Annotated in this window: 18 protein-coding genes; 10 read left to right on the top strand and 8 right to left on the bottom strand. The window is 66.4% G+C overall.

Annotation, left to right across the window (positions count from 1 at the left end; all coding sequences use genetic code 11):
- Positions 1 to 66: 66 nt before the first annotated feature.
- Both RSO01_RS03345 and RSO01_RS03340 read left to right on the top strand, forming a co-directional pair.
- Complete coding sequence (locus RSO01_RS03345; protein WP_147146188.1) at positions 67 to 1473, top strand: amidase; 1407 nt, start codon at positions 67 to 69, stop codon at positions 1471 to 1473.
- A gap of 6 nt (positions 1474 to 1479) precedes the next feature.
- On the top strand, positions 1480 to 2268 hold the full coding sequence (locus RSO01_RS03340; protein WP_147146186.1) for an SDR family NAD(P)-dependent oxidoreductase: 789 nt from the start codon (positions 1480 to 1482) through the stop codon (positions 2266 to 2268).
- A 226-nt stretch (positions 2269 to 2494) separates the two neighbouring features.
- On the opposite strand, the gene prpB is transcribed toward RSO01_RS03340, so the two are convergent.
- From prpB to RSO01_RS03315, 5 genes are all read right to left on the bottom strand, one after another.
- Positions 2495 to 3415, bottom strand: a complete 921-nt coding sequence (prpB, locus tag RSO01_RS03335; RefSeq protein ID WP_147146184.1) for a methylisocitrate lyase — start codon at positions 3413 to 3415, stop codon at positions 2495 to 2497.
- 63 nt (positions 3416 to 3478) lie between these two features.
- Entirely contained in the window at positions 3479 to 4363 is an 885-nt protein-coding gene (locus RSO01_RS03330; RefSeq protein WP_147146182.1) for a DMT family transporter, read from the bottom strand.
- A gap of 1 nt (position 4364) precedes the next feature.
- Positions 4365 to 5294 carry a nickel/cobalt transporter gene (locus RSO01_RS03325; protein ID WP_170302815.1) on the bottom strand — a complete coding sequence of 310 codons (930 nt, stop codon included), beginning with the start codon at positions 5292 to 5294 and terminating at the stop codon, positions 4365 to 4367.
- The gene (locus RSO01_RS03320) at positions 5291 to 5977 is read right to left on the bottom strand and encodes a DUF1007 family protein (protein WP_147146178.1); all 687 of its coding nucleotides are present in this window, start codon (positions 5975 to 5977) and stop codon (positions 5291 to 5293) included. The genes RSO01_RS03325 and RSO01_RS03320 overlap by 4 nt, the downstream gene beginning before the upstream one ends.
- Entirely contained in the window at positions 5974 to 6372 is a 399-nt protein-coding gene (locus tag RSO01_RS03315) for an acyl-CoA thioesterase (RefSeq protein WP_147146177.1), read from the bottom strand. Before RSO01_RS03315 ends, RSO01_RS03320 begins: the two co-directional genes overlap by 4 nt.
- A gap of 286 nt (positions 6373 to 6658) precedes the next feature.
- Between RSO01_RS03315 and parE the strand changes: the two genes are divergently transcribed.
- From parE to RSO01_RS03285, 6 genes are all read left to right on the top strand, one after another.
- The gene (gene parE, locus RSO01_RS03310; RefSeq protein ID WP_147146175.1) at positions 6659 to 8674 is read left to right on the top strand and encodes a DNA topoisomerase IV subunit B; all 2016 of its coding nucleotides are present in this window, start codon (positions 6659 to 6661) and stop codon (positions 8672 to 8674) included.
- A 90-nt stretch (positions 8675 to 8764) separates the two neighbouring features.
- Positions 8765 to 9334, top strand: coding sequence for a hypothetical protein (locus tag RSO01_RS03305; RefSeq protein ID WP_147146173.1), 570 nt, complete (start codon positions 8765 to 8767; stop codon positions 9332 to 9334).
- 225 nt (positions 9335 to 9559) lie between these two features.
- Positions 9560 to 10129, top strand: coding sequence for a hypothetical protein (locus RSO01_RS03300; protein WP_147146171.1), 570 nt, complete (start codon positions 9560 to 9562; stop codon positions 10127 to 10129).
- 227 nt (positions 10130 to 10356) lie between these two features.
- The gene (locus tag RSO01_RS03295; protein WP_147146170.1) at positions 10357 to 11073 is read left to right on the top strand and encodes an SDR family NAD(P)-dependent oxidoreductase; all 717 of its coding nucleotides are present in this window, start codon (positions 10357 to 10359) and stop codon (positions 11071 to 11073) included.
- A gap of 124 nt (positions 11074 to 11197) precedes the next feature.
- Positions 11198 to 12244: a quinone-dependent dihydroorotate dehydrogenase gene (locus RSO01_RS03290; protein ID WP_373867865.1), complete on the top strand. Its 1047-nt coding sequence runs from the start codon at positions 11198 to 11200 to the stop codon at positions 12242 to 12244.
- Between the two features lie 178 nt (positions 12245 to 12422).
- Positions 12423 to 13340 (top strand): alpha/beta hydrolase, encoded by a 918-nt coding sequence (locus RSO01_RS03285; RefSeq protein ID WP_170302814.1) that lies wholly within the window; start codon positions 12423 to 12425, stop codon positions 13338 to 13340.
- A 13-nt stretch (positions 13341 to 13353) separates the two neighbouring features.
- On the opposite strand, the gene RSO01_RS03280 is transcribed toward RSO01_RS03285, so the two are convergent.
- Positions 13354 to 14253 carry a LysR family transcriptional regulator gene (locus tag RSO01_RS03280; RefSeq protein ID WP_147146164.1) on the bottom strand — a complete coding sequence of 300 codons (900 nt, stop codon included), beginning with the start codon at positions 14251 to 14253 and terminating at the stop codon, positions 13354 to 13356.
- 95 nt (positions 14254 to 14348) lie between these two features.
- Between RSO01_RS03280 and RSO01_RS03275 the strand changes: the two genes are divergently transcribed.
- Positions 14349 to 15413 (top strand): alpha/beta fold hydrolase, encoded by a 1065-nt coding sequence (locus RSO01_RS03275; protein WP_246158005.1) that lies wholly within the window; start codon positions 14349 to 14351, stop codon positions 15411 to 15413.
- A gap of 20 nt (positions 15414 to 15433) precedes the next feature.
- On the opposite strand, the gene RSO01_RS03270 is transcribed toward RSO01_RS03275, so the two are convergent.
- Together RSO01_RS03270 and RSO01_RS03265 are read right to left on the bottom strand one after the other, a co-directional pair.
- On the bottom strand, positions 15434 to 16615 hold the full coding sequence (locus RSO01_RS03270) for an aromatic ring-hydroxylating dioxygenase subunit alpha (RefSeq protein WP_147146162.1): 1182 nt from the start codon (positions 16613 to 16615) through the stop codon (positions 15434 to 15436).
- 2 nt (positions 16616 to 16617) lie between these two features.
- Positions 16618 to 17604 (bottom strand): Bug family tripartite tricarboxylate transporter substrate binding protein, encoded by a 987-nt coding sequence (locus RSO01_RS03265; protein WP_147146160.1) that lies wholly within the window; start codon positions 17602 to 17604, stop codon positions 16618 to 16620.
- 93 nt (positions 17605 to 17697) lie between these two features.
- Between RSO01_RS03265 and RSO01_RS03260 the strand changes: the two genes are divergently transcribed.
- Entirely contained in the window at positions 17698 to 18213 is a 516-nt protein-coding gene (locus tag RSO01_RS03260; protein WP_147146158.1) for a GNAT family N-acetyltransferase, read from the top strand.
- Positions 18214 to 18250: the final 37 nt, after the last annotated feature.

The raw sequence follows: 18250 nt of genomic DNA, 5'->3' as shown, positions 1-18250 counted from the left end.
GAGCGCGCAGGATGCGCGCGGTCCGGAAGAGGATGAGTCGAAGAGAAAAAGGAAAGCGTAGCGCACATGCAACTCCACGACCTCACCCTGACCGAACTCTCCGCCGGCCTTGCCGCCAAAAAGTTCTCCTCGCGCGAGATCGTCGATGGCTTGCTCGGCCGCATCGCCAAGGCCAACGGCAAGCTGCATGCCTTCACCGAGGTCTATGCCAAGGAGGCCAAGGCGATGGCCGACGGCGCCGACAAGGCGCGCGCCGGAGGCTTTCCGCTGGGGCCGCTGCACGGCCTGCCGATCGCCTACAAGGACCTGTGCGACATCGCCGGCCGCGTCGGTACCGGCGGCTCCAAGATGTTCGAGAAGCGCGTCGCCACCGAGACCTCCAACACGGTCGAGCGGCTCACTGCCGCCGGCATGGTGCCGCTCGGCAAGCTGCACATGGTCGAGTTCGCCTTCGGCGGCTGGGGCACCAACCCGCTGATGGGCGCGCCGTGGAATCCCTGGGACCTGCAGACGCATCGCGTGCCGGGCGGCTCGTCGAGCGGCACCGGCGTCGCCGTCGCCGCGCGGCTCACGCCGGCCGGCATCGGCAGCGACACCGGCGGCTCGGTGCGCATCCCCTCGGCCTTCAACGGCCTGGTCGGCTTGAAGGTCACGTTCGGCCGCATCGGCCTGTCGGGCACCATGCTCTTGAGCTGGACGCTCGATTCGATCGGCCCCATGGCGCGTAGCGTCGAGGACTGCGCCCTGCTCCTCAATGCGCTCGCCGCGCCCGACGCGCGCGATCCCACGACGTTCGGCCAGCCAATCGAGGACTTCACGGCCGCGGCCAAGCCGGGCTCGATCGAGGGCATGCGCGTTGCCCTGCCCGACACCAAGCAGCTTCCCGGCTTCATGCATGCCGACGTGATCAAGGCCTGGCAGTCGGCCGGGCGGACGTTCGAAAGCCTGGGCGCCACGGTCGAAGCGGTGCGCCTGCCCGACTGGTACTTCGACCTGTCGCGGCCGGCCGGCACGATCATCGCGTCGGAAGCCTATGCCCTGCATCGCGATTACATCGAGGACAGCGACAAGGCGATCGGGCCCGGCGTGCGCGCCCGTGCCCAGGCCGCCAAGCAATTGGCACCGGGCGCCTATCCCGAGGAGATGCGGATCCTCGAGCAGCGGCGGCGCTTCTTCAACGAATGGTTCTGCGCCTACGACGCGCTCCTGCTGCCGACCATGGCGATCCCCGCGATCCCCTTGTCCGAGGTCGACGAGACCTCGCCGATCCCGGGCTATCTGACACGGCCCGCCAACTATCTCGGCCTGTGCGGCCTCGCCATGCCGGCCGGCCAGTCCGGCGGCCTGCCGGTCGGCGTCCAGATCGTCGGCAAGCCCTTTGCAGAGCGCGACGTGCTGCGATTGGGCAAGGCCTTCCAGGACGCCACCGACTTCCATCGGCGCGCGCCCGACCTGTCGGCGCTGGGTCTCTAGGCAACCATGCCGTCTGAGCCGAAGAAGGTTGCCTTTGTGACAGGCGCAGCGCGGGGCATCGGTCTCGCGACAGCGGCCCGCTTCCTGGACGACGGCTGGCATGTGGCGATGCTGGACGTCCTGGGCGACACGCTGCGCTCCGCGGCCAATGCCTTAAACCGGGCCGACGCCACCCTGGCACTCCAAGCCGACGTCTCCGATGCCAGCGCCGTCCAGGCTGCCGTGGAGCACACCCAGCGTCAGTTCGGCCGCATCGACGCACTGGTCAACAATGCCGGCATCGCCGTGTTCAAGCCGATGCTGGACGTGACGCTGGAGGAATGGCAACGCGTCCTCGCGGTCAATCTGACCGGTCCCTTCCTGATGACCCAGGCAGTGGCGCCGATCATGCGCGACCGGGGCGGCGGTGCCATCGTCAACATCACCTCGATCTCGGGCCTGCGCGCCTCGACGCTGCGCGTCGCCTACGGCACCAGCAAGGCGGGCTTGGCGCATCTGACCAAGCAGCAGGCGGCCGAGCTCGGAGAATACGGCATCCGCGTCAACGCCGTGGCGCCAGGGCCGGTCGATACCGCAATGGCCAAGGCCGTCCACACGCCGGCGATCCGCGCGGACTATCACGACCACATTCCGCTCAACCGCTACGGCCTGGAGCAAGAACTCGCCAATGCGATCTGTTTCCTGTGCAGCGAGCAGGCCACTTACATCACCGGGCAGGTGCTGGCGGTCGACGGCGGCTTCGATGCCGCCGGAGTCGGCCTGCCGACGCTGCGGTCTGAACGGCGCAATCAGTGAACATGGCCGTTGTCTGCGATCCGCCTGTAATTGGCGGAATACGCCATATCACCCGTTCGTCACGGGAAACGCGCTTTCACTGATGCCTACACTCTGCTGTCGGATCGGGAGTCGACGGCGTGTGGGGTCGTCAGCCCGAGGCGGTCGATTGAGGTGGGCACGTCCGATGGAGGGCCGCCCGTGCTCCGGCGGATTTTCTCTGCGCTCCCTGCCCGGCACGCCTGCGCTACCGCTGCGGCATTCCCTGCGGCACGACGGTCTCGACAATCGAGGCATCGAGCGCCTCGTACTGGTGGTAGCCAATCGTCTGGTAGAGTTCCGCCCGTGTCTGCATCTCGGCGAGCATGTTCTGGGTGCCGCCGTCGCGCTTCAGCGTGCGATACAGCTTCTCCTGCGCCTTGTTGGCGACGCGCAGCGCGGAGACCGGCCAGATCACCATCTTGTAGCCCATCGCCTCGAACTCGCTAGCGGTGAAGAACGGCGTCTGACCGAACTCGGTCATGTTGGCCAAAAGCTTCACGCCGGGCATGGCCTTGGCGAAGGCGCGGAACATCTCGGCGTTGTGCAATGCCTCGGGAAAGATCGCGTCGGCGCCCGCCTCGACATAGCGCTTGGCGCGGGCCACGGCGCCGTCGATGCCTTCGCTTGCGGCACCGTCGGTGCGGGCGATGATGAACAGGCTCCGGCGCGCCTTGGCGGCAGCGGCCACCTTGGCCGCCATGTCGTGCGGATCGGCGAGCTTCTTGTTGTTCAGGTGGCCGCACTTCTTCGGGAGAATCTGGTCCTCGATATGGACCGCGGCGGCACCGGCGTCCTCGAAGGCGCGCACCATGTGCATGACGTTCAGCGCCTCGCCGTAGCCGGTGTCGCCGTCGACCAGCACCGGCAGGCCCGAGGAGCGCGTGACCTGTCGGATGAAGAAGCAGACCTCGTCGACCGTGATGACGCCGAGATCGGGCAGGCCCATCGAGGCGGTCATCGCCGCTCCCGAAAGATAGAGTGCGTCGAAGCCCGCGGCCTTGGCCTGCAGGGCCGCCATGCCGTTGTGCGTGCCCGGCATCTGCAGGATGCCCGGCCGCTCGAGCAAGTTGCGGAGGCGCTGACCGGCGGGAACGGTGGGCAGGTCGGTGGCGACCAGGTACGGCATTGTTTCCTCCAACACGCTGTCGTCCCTCGCTGCGCTCGGGATGACAGCGAGTGTAGTCCGCAGCTAGCTCGCCCGTCTCGTCTGCAGCGTCACGAGCAGCCCCGCCCCGATGATCAGCACTGTGCCGAGCCATGTGTAGAGGTCGGGCACCTCGGCGAACATCAGGTAGCCGACGATCACCGAGCCGATCATCTGCGTGTAGTTGAGCGGCGCGATCAGGTTGGCCGAGGCATAGGTCAACGCGCGGGCAACGCAGTAGTGGCCGAAGCCGCCCAGCGCGCCGAGCGACAGGAGCAGCAGCCAGTCGACGAGGCTCTTGGGCCACATCCAGACGAAAGGCATCGCCGCGGACATGACGATCGCGCCTAAAAGCACGCTGTAGAAGATCGAGGTCGCCGGATGGTCGATGCCTGCCAGGCGGCGGATGATGACCTGGTAACCCGCATAGCAGAGTGCGCTGCCCAGCAGCAGCACCGACGCCCACTGGAACACCGAGCTGCCCGGCCGGATCACCACCAGCACGCCGGCGAAGCCCAGGACGACCGCGACGAGGCGCATCGCCGTGATGCGCTCGCCGAGCACCGGCCAGGCCAGCAGCACGACGGCGAGCGGCGCCACGAAGCTCACGGCGATCGCCTCGGCGACGCCGACTGACTTCACGGCGGAGAAGAAGAACAAGGTCGACAGCAGCATCATGACCGAGCTCAGGAATTGTAGCCCGATGCGATGCGTCCGAAAGAGATCGAGGCCCATGCGCGGCGTGAAGACCAGCGCAACCAGCCCGAGATGGACGACGATGCGGAACCACACGATCTGCGTCGGCTCGTAACTGACGGCCAACAGCTTCACGATGCCGTTCATGACCGGGAACAGCGCACAGGCCGCGCACATGTAAAGCATCCCCAGCATGGGGCGCGACACCCGTGCTGGCGCCTTGGCGTCGGCCATGTCAGCGGAAGAAGCGTTCGAGCGAGCCCAGCAACAGCGTGCCGGCCGTGGCGATAACGATCAGCGAGGCGGCGATCGCCGTGAACCGGCCGATCTCCTGGCTGCGGCCGTCGGCGATGATCAAGCGGTGCGCCACCATGGAGGCAAGCCCGATCGCCGAGAGCGTGATCGCCATGCCTAGCGCGATGGCGATGACGCCGATGACGCCCGCCCAGACGACGTCGAGCGCGATCGACAGCAGGATCACGACCAGGGCGCCGGCGCAGGGCGCGATGCCGGCCGCCGTCAGGAGCAGCCAGCCCGCGAGCGTGCGCTGCCTGGTGTCGTGGTGATGATGATCATGATCATCGTGATGATGATCGTGACCACGTGCATGCCCGTGATCCTCGCCGTGATGATGCTCATGCAGGCGGCCGGTGATGCCTGCCCACAGCCGCCAGATGCCGATCAGCAGGATCAGCAGGTACGACACCATCTCGACGTTGCGCACCTCGCGCAGGGCGCCGAGCAGGCCGACCGTGCCCAAGAGCTTCAGCGCGCCGGCCAGCAGCAGCGCCGCCAGCGTATGGGTGAAGGCGATCCAGGCGCCGGCGAAGACGCCTTCGATCCAGGCGCGCGGCCGCGTGCTGTCGAGGAAGTAGGCAACCACCACCGCCTTGCCGTGCCCCGGCCCCAGCGTGTGGACCACGCCGTAGCCGAAGCACACGGTGGCCAGCGTCCACAGCGCCAGCGAGCCCGAGCCGCTCTTGATATCGCGCAGGGACCCCGACAGGGTCTGCTGGATGCGCCGTTGGAACTCGGCCGAGAAGCGCGCCAGGTCGGCGACGCTGTCGCTGAACACCAGCGCGCCCACGATCGCCAGCAGCAACAGCACGCCGACCCACAGGAACGGCGAGCGCAGAATCGCGCCCCTCGTCGTTTCGGTCTTCACGGAAGCTGGCATGTCATGGTGTCGGCGAAGACGGGATAGCCGCGCACGAACTCGGCCTTGTAGGTCGTGCTCTTGGCCAGCGCGCAGCCGGCCGGGATCTGGTCCTTGTTGACCTCGATGCGGATGAAATCATCGGGATCGAAGGTGGTGATCGAGAAGACCTTGGCAGGCTGCGGCAAGTCGAAGCGCATGACGTAGACGAGGTTGCGCGGTCCCGTGGGCCGCGGGCCGGCCGGCTGGCTGGCGCGCTTGTTCTCCGGCATCGGCATGCCGGCCTTGTCGCCGGCCGAGCGATCCCAGTCGGGCAAGGTGAAGCTCGCCGGATCGTCGATACGCGCGGTGAAGGCCGGCGGCTTGGCCGGCCGCACGTCCTTGCCTCCGGCATTGAGCCAGGTCAGGAAGCCGTTTTTCTTCAGCTCCGGCATCATGTCGCCTTCGAGCGCCTTGATCTCGGCGCTCGAGAACTTGCCGTCCTTGTTCTCGTCGATCAGCGGGATCTCGATCTCGCTGGCAAACGGATCGAAGCGCCATTCGATCTCGACATGGGTGTACTTGCCGTCCTTGGCGACGGCGCGCACGACCTGCTGGATCCAGATGTGCGGATGCGCCTGGGCGATCGTCGGGGCGAGCAGCGCGGCCAGTGAAGTGGCAAGGGAAAGTGCCAGGGCAAGGACGGGCTTCATGCGGTTGCCACCGGCGATTCGGCCTTCGGCACCGGCCGCGGCTGCCCCTCGTCGTCGATCGCCACGAACACGAACGTGCCGTGCGTCACACGCCGCTCGGTGCTCTCGTGCCGACGCTGCACCACGGTCTCGAGCGCGATGGTGATCGAAGTCCGGCCGACCTTGGTGACCTCGCCATAGATCGACACCCAGTCACCGACCTTGATCGGCTCGACGAAGGTCATGGCAGTGATGGCCACGGTCGCGACCCGGCCCTTGGCGACGCGGCCGGCCAGCGCCCCGCCCGCCGTATCCATCTGCGACAGCACCCAGCCGCCGAAAATGTCGCCATTGCCGTTCATGTCGGAGGGGTGCGGCACCGTCCTGACAATCGGGTCGCGGTGGGTGTCGGGCATTCAGTGTCTATCCTTTTCTTATTTCCTCCCCCGTCACAAGGGGGAGGATAAAGGAGGGGGAAAGCCGCAAGGATGACCTCTCAAAGGGAGAGATCATGATCTGAAAATTGGCCCACATCTGCCCTGTGGCCCCACCCCCTCCTGTATCCTCCCCCGTATGACGGGGGAGGATATGAGACAAGGCAGAATGACAAGGAATTGTTGATTTTTCGCGGTTTTCCTACCATATCAACGAGATACCGGCCAACCAGCGACCCCCTCGCGCGGCCGAGGAAAGACAAGAAGCATGGCGAAGAACGGCGATCTGTTCGACCGGTCGGGTGGCAAGCGCGCCGCCGCGGCCAAGGATACTTCCTACACGGCCCGTCACATCGAGGTGCTGGAGGGACTGGAGCCCGTCCGCAAGCGCCCTGGCATGTATATCGGCGGCACCGATGAACGGGCCATGCATCATCTCGTGGCCGAGGTGCTCGACAACTCCATGGACGAGGCCGTCGCCGGCCACGCCGACACGATCTATCTGGAGGTGCTCGAGGGCAACCGCATCCTGATCCGCGACAATGGCCGCGGCATCCCGATCGATCCTCACCCGAAGTTCAAGAACAAGTCGGCGCTGGAGGTCATCCTCACCACCCTGCATTCCGGCGGCAAGTTCGACAGCAAGGTCTACGCGACGTCCGGCGGCCTGCACGGTGTCGGCGTCTCGGTGGTGAATGCGCTGTCCGACGAGCTGGTCGTCGAGGTGGCGCGCGACCGCCAGGCCTGGACGCAGAGCTTCTCGCGCGGCAAGCCGACGACCAAGCTGAAGTCCGCCGGCCCCGCCCCCAACCGGCGCGGCACGACGACGACCTTCCATCCCGATCCCGAGATCTTCGGCAAGCAGGCCTTCGTTCCCGAGCGGCTCTACCGCATGGCACGCTCCAAGGCCTACCTGTTCCGCGGCGTCGAAATCCGCTGGAAGTGCGCCAAGAGCCTGCTGAAAGGTGGCACCATCCCCGAGGAGGAATCGTTCCACTTCCCCGGCGGCCTGGAAGACTTCGTGAAGTCGGAGATCGGCGAGCGCGCCACCATCGTGCCGCAGCCCTTCGCCGGCGAGGCCAAGAGCGAGACCAACGGCACGGCTGGCGGCAAGGTCGAATGGGCGGTGTGGTGGCCGAGCGACGAGGAAGGCTTCGTCCGCTCCTACTGCAACACCGTGCCGACGGCCGAGGGCGGCACGCACGAGTCCGGGTTCCGCAGCGCCCTGGTGCGCGGCCTGAAGCGCTATGCCGAGCTGACTGGCAACCGCAAGGGCTCGATCATCACCGCCGACGACGTGATCGAGGGCGCCGCGGCCCTGGTCTCGATATTCATCGAGCAGCCGCAGTTCCAGGGTCAGACCAAGGAGAAGCTGGTCAGCGTCGAGGCCAACAAGCTCACCGAGACCATCGTCGGCGACAATTTCGAGCACTGGCTGACCGGCAACAAGGAAGCGGGCAACGTCCTGCTCGAGCACGTCATCGGCAAGGCCGAGGAGCGACTGCGCCGCCGCCAGGATCGCGAGCAGCAGCGCAAGACCGCGACGCGCAAGCTGCGCCTGCCCGGCAAGCTCGCCGACTGCTCCAACAGCGCATCGGAGGGCACCGAGATCTTCCTGGTCGAGGGCGATTCGGCGGGCGGCTCGGCCAAGGCGGCGCGCAACCGCGAGACCCAGGCGATCCTGCCACTGCGCGGCAAGATCCTGAACGTGGCCAGCGCCTCGGCCGAGAAGCTGCGCGAGAACCAGGAAATCCAGGACCTCATCCAGGCATTGGGCTGCGGCTCGGGCGCCCATTACAACGACGATCGGCTGCGTTACGAGCGGGTCATCATCATGACCGACGCCGACGTCGACGGCGCCCATATCGCCTCGCTGCTGATGACGTTCTTCTATCGCGAGATGCCCGAACTGATCGAGCGCGGCCATCTCTTCCTCGCGCAGCCGCCGCTCTTCCGCATCAGCAAGGGCGGCAAGACCGAGTATGCCCGCGACGAGAAGCACAAGGACGAGTTGATCCGCGACGTGTTCGGCGGCGGCAAGGTCGAGATCACGCGCTTCAAGGGCCTGGGTGAGATGCAGTCGGTCCATCTGCGCGAAACGACGATGGATATCGGCAAGCGTACGCTGCTCAAGGTCGACGTGCCGACGACGGCCACCACGGAGACCCGTACGGAAGCGATGAAGACGAAGTCGCTGGTCGACGATCTGATGGGGCGCAAGCCGGAGAAGCGCTACGCCTTCATCCAGGAGCACGCGAAATTTGCCCGCGATCTCGACGTTTAGCGGGTTACAGCTCACTGACAGGGCACGCGAATGTGAGATGAAGCGGCGGGCCGGCGCCATAGCTTGAAGGTCTTCGACAGGAGGACATGCATGCGACTGCGCAGCAAGCTCATCGGCTCTCTTCTGGCATTGACGGCATTGTCGTCGACCGCATCCGCGGCGGTGATCGGCGGCTCCTATTACGCTCCGCAGTACGACTATGCAGAGTTCTTCGCCGCTAGCGACGGCCGCAACTTCCAGGTGATCCTGAACGGCGTCCCGGCCCTCCCCGGTGTCGCGCCGAACGACGTGGCGAACGCCCTGTTGCCAATCATGCAAGCCGCCAAGCCGCGGCCGGCGCTCACCTTCACCTACGCCGATCCGCCGGAACGGCCGCATCCCTACTACCGGCTGGTCCTGACCTTCGACCCGGCCAACGACTACGCCTCGAGCCAAGTGTGTGCCGGCGTGCCGCCGCGATTCAAGCAAGGAACTCCCAGCGTGTTCTACGTATTCGCCGTCTATTGCCGCAACGACCAGGTCCTGACGGAGACGACAGCCTGGACACCCGCGAACGCCCCGAACGATCCGCGAATCGGCGAGCTGTTTCGCCAGCTGTTCCCGGTGATCTTCCCCGATTCGATGTACCGGCACCTGAACGGCAGCCCCATGCGCCGCTAGGGCGAAATCCAGTCAGATCGAACCGCGCGCGGTTCGATCTGACTGGATTTGCGCGCACGGGCGATGCTTGTTGCAAGAGGCACAATCCGCCCAGCTGATTCCAGCTAGGCGGATTGTGCTTTAGTCGAGACGGGTTTCACGGTTTCCTGAGCGTACACTCCGGGCTCAGACCGGAGGAACGTGGTAGGATGCGTCCGCCGGGGACGTATCTGCAGGAGTCGTGAAATGCGCTTGCCAAGGAAGATCATCGTCGCGCTGCTGGGGCTGTTCGGCCTTCCCGCAGCCGCCTTGGCGGCCGTGATCGGCGGCACCTACTACGCCCCGCAATATGACTACCGCGAATTCTTCGCTGCCGCGGACGGCCGGAACTTCCAGGTCATTCTGTACGGCACCGCGTTCCCCAGCGTCGATCCCGGCACGGTCGCGCAGGATCTGCTGCCGATGATGCAGGCCGCCAAGCCGCGGCCGGCGCTGACCTTCACCTATGCCGATCCGCCCGAGCGGCCGCGCCCCTACTACCGGCTGGTTCTGACCTTCGATCCGGCCAACGACTACGGCTCGAACTCGGTGTGCGCGGGCGTACCGCCGCGCTTCAAGCCGGGACGTCCGGGCGTCTTCTACGTCTTCGCCGTTTACTGCCGGAACGACCAGGTCCTGTCGGAGACGACCGCCTGGACGGCGGCCACGGGCCCGGCCGATCCGCGCATCGCCGAGCTGTTCCGCCAACTCTTCCAGGTCATCTGGAGCGATTCGCCCGCGCTTCGCCCGCAGCTCGGCGGCAGCGACAGGAGGTAGCCTGACTTTCTTCTCCTCCCCCGCTTGCGGGGGAGGATACGGGAGGGGGTAGGCTACCGACGTGACGTCAGGTCATTTCAGATCAGAATGATCTCATCATTGCGAGATCGCCTGTGCGGCTCTCCCCCTCCTGTATCCTCCCCGGGGAGGGCGAAGAGGAGGAAACTTGAGGCTTGATTAGAGGCCTCGGTCTGATCTCCACTCCTCCTCCCTGTTGAGGAGTGGAAATGCAGTCGCTCAAGGATCGGCATGTCGTTGTCACCGGCGGAACCGGCGCGTTGGGCTCGGCCGTGGTGAAGGCCTTCATCGAGGCGGGCGCCACCTGCCACATCCCGGCGATCGAGGCGACGCCGCCGACCGGCCACCTGCCCGACAGCAAGCAGATCGAGGTCGTGCCCAGCGTCGATTTGTCGAGCGAGGACTCGGTCGATGCGTTTTACGCCAAGCTGCCGCCGCTGCATGCCGTGGTGAACATCGCCGGCGGCTTTGCCTATGCGCCGATCGCCGACAGCTCGGTCAAGGTCCTGCAGCAGCAGCTGTCGATGAACGTCGTCTCCTGCGCGCTGAGCTGCCGCGCCGCCGTCGCCAATTTCCGCAAGGGCGGCCCAGATGGCGTCAAGCGCGGCGGGCACATCGTCAACATCGCCGCCCGCCCTGCCCTCAACCCACGCCAGGGCGCCAACATGACCGCCTACACGGCGTCCAAGGCCGCCGTCGCGGCCTTCACCGTGGCGCTGGCGGAGGAGCTGAAGAACGACGACATCTCGGCGATCGCACTCGCGCCGTCGACGATCGACACGCCGGCCAACCGCAAGGACATGCCGACCGCCAAGCACGACACCTGGGTCAAGCCCACGGCCATCGCCGAGCTGATCGTGGCGCACTGCAGCCTGTCGGAGACGATCAATTCCGGCGCGGTGATGCCGGTCTACGGGAAGGCCTGAGTCTTTCGGGAGCGCGGGCCTCTGGCCCGCTCATGGAGGTCCGCGCTCCGAAGAAGCATAAGGCGGGCGAGACGCCCGCGGTCTCAGCAATGAGCGCTCCACAGGCGATCTCTGCTAACCAGCGATCATGGCCGCCTGGTACCAATTCGCCGACTTCTTCCTGTCCCGCCTCGACGCGGAGGCGGCGCACGGGCTCGCGGTCAGGGCCCTGAAGGCTGGCCTGCTGCCGGCCGACCGGCGCGCCGACTCGCCGTCGCTCGCCGTCAAGGTCTGGGGCCGCACCTTGCCCAATCCGATCGGACTGGCGGCGGGCTTCGACAAGAATGCCGAGGTCCCCAATGCCCTGCTCAACGTCGGCTTCGGCCTGGTCGAGATCGGTAGCGTCACGCCGCGGCCGCAGGACGGCAATCCGCGTCCCCGCCTGTTCCGCCTGCCCGAGGATCGCGGCGTCATCAACCGCATGGGCTTTCCCGGCCAGGGCCTCGATGCCGTGCGCTCGCGGCTTGCCACGCGCCCGCGACGCGGCTTCATCGGCGTCAATGTCGGGGCCAACAAGGACAGCACCGACCGCGCCGCCGACTACGTCGTCGGCTGCAAGGCGCTCGCGCGCTACGCCGACTATCTCGTCTGCAACGTCTCGTCACCCAATACGCCGGGCCTGCGCAACTTGCAGGGCCGCGAGCAGCTCGCCGATCTGTTGAAGCGCGTGCAGGACGCCATCGCCGCCAAGCCGGTGCCGCTGGTCGTCAAGATCGCGCCCGATGCAACCGACGACGACCTCGACGACATCGTCGCCGTCTGCCGCGAGCTTCGGATGGACGGCATCATTGTCGGCAACACCACGCTGTCGCGACCGCCGACGCTGCGCTCGACGCGACGCGACGAGGCGGGCGGCCTGTCCGGTGCTCCCCTCACGAGCCTGTCGACGGAGGTGCTGCGCCGCGCAGCGCGGCGCGTCGAGGGCCAGTTCCCGCTGATCGGCTGCGGCGGCATCGGCTCGGGAGCCGACGCCTACGCCAAGATCCGCGCCGGCGCCACGCTGGTGCAGCTCTACTCGATGATGGTCTACGAGGGCCCGCCGCTCATCCGTCGCATCAAGGATGAACTGGCAGCCCTGCTTGCCCGTGACGGCTTCGCCACTGTCGGCAACGCTGTCGGGGCCGACCTGTAGGCGCTTCCAATCCTCTTCGTCACTGTTTTTAGGTATGCGCAAAAGGCGAGTGATTCGATTCGATTACACGCTATAGGTGTGTTACCTCATCAACCCATAGTTAAGGGTGATGCCAAGCGCATTCCCGATGGCAGTCGCCACGTTCCCGTATCCAGTCGAAGACGATGGGGGAGATGCCATGACCAACTATTTGATCAGCTTGCGCAGTAGCGCGCCGGACGGAACGCCCGGCACGGACATGGGCTCGACGACCTACATCGAGATCCCGGACACCAAGGCGACTTACAACCTGATCACCGACAAGACCGACCGGGACAGGTGGCTGGGCGACATTTCCGGCACGGCGGTGCTGGTGTTCATTCATGGGTTCGGCAACGACGCCACCAAAGCCGTTTCCCGGCACAACACGATCAAGCAGCATGTCCCGTCCGGAATATCCCTTGTCAGCTTCGATTGGCCGAGCGGAAACAGCGGCTTCATGACGTACAAAGAAGACAAGACGAATGCAAAACTGAGTGCGCCGCATCTCATTCCCGACTGTCTCAAGTTCTTCGTCAACAAGTTCGGCTCGGCGAACGTGCACCTGTTTGCCCACTCCATGGGAGCCTATGTGACGGAGACGGCGTTTCAGAATGCGGCTGGCGCCACCAAGATCAACCACGTGTTGATGGCGGCTTCGGACGTCGATCGCCAGAACTATCAAGCCGGTTCGGTCCTGCTCAACAACTTCTTGAGCAACTGCATCGACCTGACGGCTTATGGCAGCGCCGACGACGACGCGCTCAAGACGTCGGAGAAACTGCCCATAAACCACGGCGCGGTTCCTCTCGGCCTGAAAGGCTTCCCGGGCGCGGGCATTCCGGCCGGCTGCAATAGCATCGAGTGCACCGGCTACTATCAGCGCTACGTCAAAGGCACAAAGCCCCCTCCGGGCGAGGACCTTTCACACGTGTGGTATCTGCTCTACCAACCGGCGCCGCCACCCGTTAACGACTTCTATACCGATATGAGGGAAGTCCTTCAGGGATTGCCGACGGCCCCGACCCGGGCCCAGAGAGGTCCCAGGGACTTCACGCTCCAGCGCCCTCCGGCATAGCCGTCGGCGGTTGTCAGCGGCGTCGATCGGCGCCGACCTCTAGGGCGATGGCCACGAAACTGTCGATCAGCGGCGAGGACTGCGCGTAGGCGAGGCCCAGTTCGTAGCGGATCGGCGTGCCGCGGCCCTGGAGCGGCTGGAAACGAACACCGGGCCGGCCGGCCTCCCCCAGCGCCGGCGGCACCACGGAGACACCCAGCCCCGCCGCGACGAGGCTGACGATGGTGTCCATCTGCACGGCCCGTTGCACGACGGTGGGGGCGAAGCCTGCCCGTGCGCAGGCCGAGACGACGCGCCGGTGCAGTCCAGGCCCGAGGGCCGGCGGAAAGAGAATCCACGGGTCGCGGGCGAGGTCGGCCAGGCCGAGTTTCGTGCGTGAAGCCAGCGGGTGCTCCTGAGGCAGGGCCGCGACGAGCGCGGCCCTGCGCAGGCTGACCGTGTTCAAAGACGCCCCTTCGAGCAGCGGCAGGGCGACGAGGCCTATGTCCGCGCGGTCATCGACCAGCGCGTTGGCCTGCTGCGCGGTCGTCGCTTCCTGCAGTTCGAGCGAGACGTCGCCATGACGGGCGCGAAAGCTGCGCACGATCCGAGGCAGCATCTCGTGCGCCGCCGTGGCCACGAAGGTGATGCGCAGCGAGCCTACCAGCCCCTCGCCTGCCCGCCGCGCCTGCTCGATGGCGCGTTCGCTCTGCGCCAGCACCCGTCGCGCCTCGAGCAGGAACACTTCGCCGGCGGGCGTCATCCGCTCGACCCGGTTGGTGCGCTCGAGCAGGGCGACGCCGAGTTCCGCCTCGACCCGGCGGATGGCGGCGGTCAATGGCGGTTGCGCCATGCGCAGCCGTTCGGCGGCGCGGCGGAAGTTCATCTCCTCGGCGACGGCCACGAACTGGCGATACTGGCGAAGGTCGATCATCGCGATACTTTCATTGTATTGCAGGACAAGTCATTTGGTATTTCAGATATTGCGGCCCAAACGCCAAGCTCTTTTGCACCTGACCAGGAGGGCGAATGTCGACGGTTCTGTTGATGCTTGGGGTTGGTGTCATGCTCGCGAGCGCCGCGGCGCCGGCCTTGGCCGCCGACATTCGACGCAGCGACTTTCGTGTCACTACGGCGGACGGGGTGGGCATCCAGCTGCGCGAGCTGAGGCCGGCCAATGCCGGCGACGGCGCCCCTCTCATCCTGGTGCATGGCGCGCGTGTCCCGGGTCTCGCCTCGTTCGATCTCGAGGTCCCGGGCGGCTCCTTCGGCGCGGATCTGGCGGAGCGCCTGAGGCGTGTCGTCTACATCATGGATGCCCGCGGCTATGGCGGTTCCGATCGCCCCGACGCCCTGTCACGACCGGCGAAGGAGAGCAAGCCGCTGTCGCGGGCGCACGAGGTCGTCCGCGATATCCACGCCGCGGTTCAGGCGGTCCAGCAGCGCTCGGGCGCCAACCGCGTAGCCTTGCTGGGATGGGCAACAGGCGGCATGTGGTGCGCCTACTACGCCTCGCTATGGCCGGACAATGTCAGCCACCTCGTGACGCTGAATGCACTCTATGGCGGCAACACCCAGCATTCCGCGCTGGGTCCCGACTCAGCCAACGCCGATCCGAACCAGCGTCACCGCTTCAATCCGGCCACCGGCGGCTATGCCATCTACGATGCCGCCTCGCTGTTTCCCGGCTGGGACCGCTCGATCCCCGTCCCGGACAAGGCAAGCTGGCGCGATCCCGCCGTCGCCGACGCCTATGGACGGGCCGCGCTGGCCAGCGATCCGACTTCGCCATCGCGGACGCCGGCCGCCTTTCGCGCGCCGCTGGGCGCCATCGAGGACAGCTTCTATCAGGCGAGCGGCCGGCGGTTGTTCGACGCCGGCGCCATCACCGCCGCGACGCTGGTGGTGCGATCGGAGCTCGACTTCTGGAGCCGGCCTGAGGATGCGGATGCCTTCGTACGCGATGCCGGCCGGGCCCGCAGCGTGACGCTGCTCACGCTGCCCGGGGCGACGCACTTCGTCCATCTCGAGCGGCCCGACAAGGGACGCGCGCGCCTGCTCGACGAGATCGCCCAGCTGCTCGACGCCCCGTAGCCTCAGTGACGCCCCCAGCATCAGACTTCGTCGAGGAACTGTCCCGCGTCGAACTTCACGTAGGCGCTCTCCTCGTCGAAGGCCACACCGACGGGATCGCCGCCCGCCGCGACGGTGTCGACCTGCTTGCGGAGGAAAAGGCGCAGCATCGACACGCCCTGGTCGGACGACATCAGATGCTCCTCGGAGTGGAAGGTGATGGCGCCCTGGCCGACCTGCGCCTCGGTGTCGCCCGGGAACTGCTGGTGCTCCTCCGGCGAGAGCTCGGCCCAGGTCTTGCCGTTGTAGCGCGACTTGAACTTGGCGAGCTCGCCCTTCTCCTTCACCCGGCCGGCGACATAGATGCGGTAGTGCGTGTCGTCGATCGGCAGGGTCCAGCCGATCGATTCGACCATGCCGTATTGCGCCACTCGCGGATTGGCGACCAGGCGCAGGGTCGGCACGATGGCCTCGGTGATGCGGCGGAAACGCTTGCCGTTGGGCCCGGGCCGGATCGAGGTCGCCTTCACGCCGCGCGGGCCGTACTCGAACTTCACCTTGGGGAAGGTCGCCATCTGCTCGACGAACTGCGGGCCGGAGAAGGTGCCGTGCAGGACGGGCACATGGTACGGATCGACCACGTTCTCGAAGTGCTGCAGCCAGTTGCACGGCGCAATCACGATGCCGCCGCTGCCGATGCTTGAATCGTCGGCCTCGACGAACTCGCCTGGGCCCATCACCTCGAGGCACTCGTAGCGCGGCAGCACCGGCTTCTTCTCCGGCGGGCCGAGATAGGCGAAGACCAGGCCGTAGCGTTCCTCGACCGGATACCAGGGCTGGCGCACGCGCTGGCATTGCGGCCCGCTCGGGTTGGGCTCGCACGGCATTTCCAGGCAGTGGCCTTCGACGTCGAACAGCCAGCCGTGATAGCAGCAGCGGATGCCGCGCTCCTCGATCTTGCCGTAGTACAGCGTCGTGCCGCGATGGCAGCAGCGCGGGTAGACCAGGCCCGCCCGCCCCTGCCCGTCGCGGAACAGGATCAGCTCCTCGCCTAAAACCTTCACCGGGCGCGGCGTGGCGCCGGCATCGGCGGCGATGCCCGCGGGGTGCCAATAGCGGCGCAGGAGCTCGCCCATCGGCGTGCCGCGGCCAACCTCGGTCAGCTTGGCGTTGTAGTTGGGCGGCTTGCGCGCATAGGCCGAGCCGAAGTCAGTGACACTCATGGTTACTCCACTTTGGCGCCGGACTGGCGGATCAGCTCGGCCCAGATCGGGGTCTCGCGCGCCAGCATGTCGCTGAGCTCCTTGGGTGTCGAGCCGACCGGCGTCTGGCCCTGGGCGATCAGCTTCTCGGCGACCGCAGGCTCTCTGATCACGTCTTTGATCTCGCGCGACATGCGGTCGACGATCTCGGCCGGCGTGCCGGCGGGCGCATAGGCCGCGACGAACAGGCTGAGGTCGAAGCCGGCAACGAGCTGCTCGGCGAAGGTCGACAGCTGGGGCACGGAGGCCGAGCGCTTCGACCCCGCCACGGCGAGCGGCTTGACGCGGCCGGCGTCGATCTGCGGCTTGGCGCTGGTCGGGCTGGCCCAAGTGATGTCGAGCGTGCCGTTCGACACGTCCTGGATGGCCGGCACGTCGCCGCGATAAGGCACATGGCTGTAGTGGCCGCCCAGCGCCTGCTCGAACATCAAGCCGTAGAGATGGCCGCTCGAGCCGATTCCCCAGCTGCCGTAGGTGGCGGGCCGTCCCAGGTCCTTCACCCACTTGGCCATGCCGCGCAGGTCGCTGAACGGCGCGTCGGCCTTGACCAGGACCAGAATGGTGCCGAGCGAGACCAGCGACACCGGCATCAGGTCCTTGGCGGGATCGAACGGCAGCTTGGCGTAGAGCGACGGGTTGTTGGTGTGGGTGGAGTTGGTGGTGATCAGGAAGGTGTAGCCGTCGGGCGGAGCCTTGGCGACGATCTCGGAGCCGACGATGGTATTGGCGCCGGGCTTGGGATCGACCAGCACCTGCTGGCCGAGCTTGGCCGTCAGACCGTCGGCGATGACGCGCACCAGGGCGTCGATCGCGCCGCCTGGGTTGAACGGCACGACGATGCGGATGGGCTTGGTCGGCCAAGCGCCCTGCGCCCAGCCGGCCGACGAGAGCAATGGTGCCGCGAGCGCCGCCGTGACGACCCTTCGACGTGCTATCGCTCTTCGCGACATTGTTCGTTTCCTCCCTGCGTTCGCTGCCAGGTCACTTGCTGTGAAAACGGCCCGGACTTTACTCAGGGTCGCTGCCGATTCATAGAGTTTGGAATGACAGACAGGTCCCAGATCCAGATCCGCCGACTGCTTCCATCCGACGCCTCCCTGTTCAGGGAGATCCGGCTGGAAGCGCTTCAACAGGCCCCGGAGGCGTTCGGCAGCACCTTCGAGCAGGAGTGCTCGCAATCGCTGGCCCAATTCGAAGAGGTTTTGGCGAAGGCGGATGTATTCGGGGCCTTCCGTGGAAGCGATCTTCTCGGCATGGCCGGCTACCGCACGCAGGCCGGAGACAAGCGGGCCCACAAGGGCTTCCTGTGGGGCATGTACGTTCGCCCCAGCGCACGCGGCACGGGCGCCGCCAAACCCCTCGTCGAAGCCGTTCTCGCTCATGCGCGCGAGCGCGTTGAACTGGTGCAACTGAGCGTCGTCGCCGAAAACGAAACGGCACAGCGGCTCTATCGCAGTTGCGGATTCGTCGCCTACGGACATGAAGTCCACGCCCTGAAGCAGAACGGCCGCTACTACGACGAAGTTCTCATGGCCGTCGCTCTCGACCCGCGGAATTGACGCCGCAGACGTACACCTGCCAATTCCTTAGACTGGC

Source organism: Reyranella soli, from assembly GCF_007992495.1.
Lineage (GTDB): Bacteria > Pseudomonadota > Alphaproteobacteria > Reyranellales > Reyranellaceae > Reyranella > Reyranella soli.
Note: the sequence above shows the minus strand (reverse complement) of the source record. Positions and strands in the feature narration are given on the sequence as shown.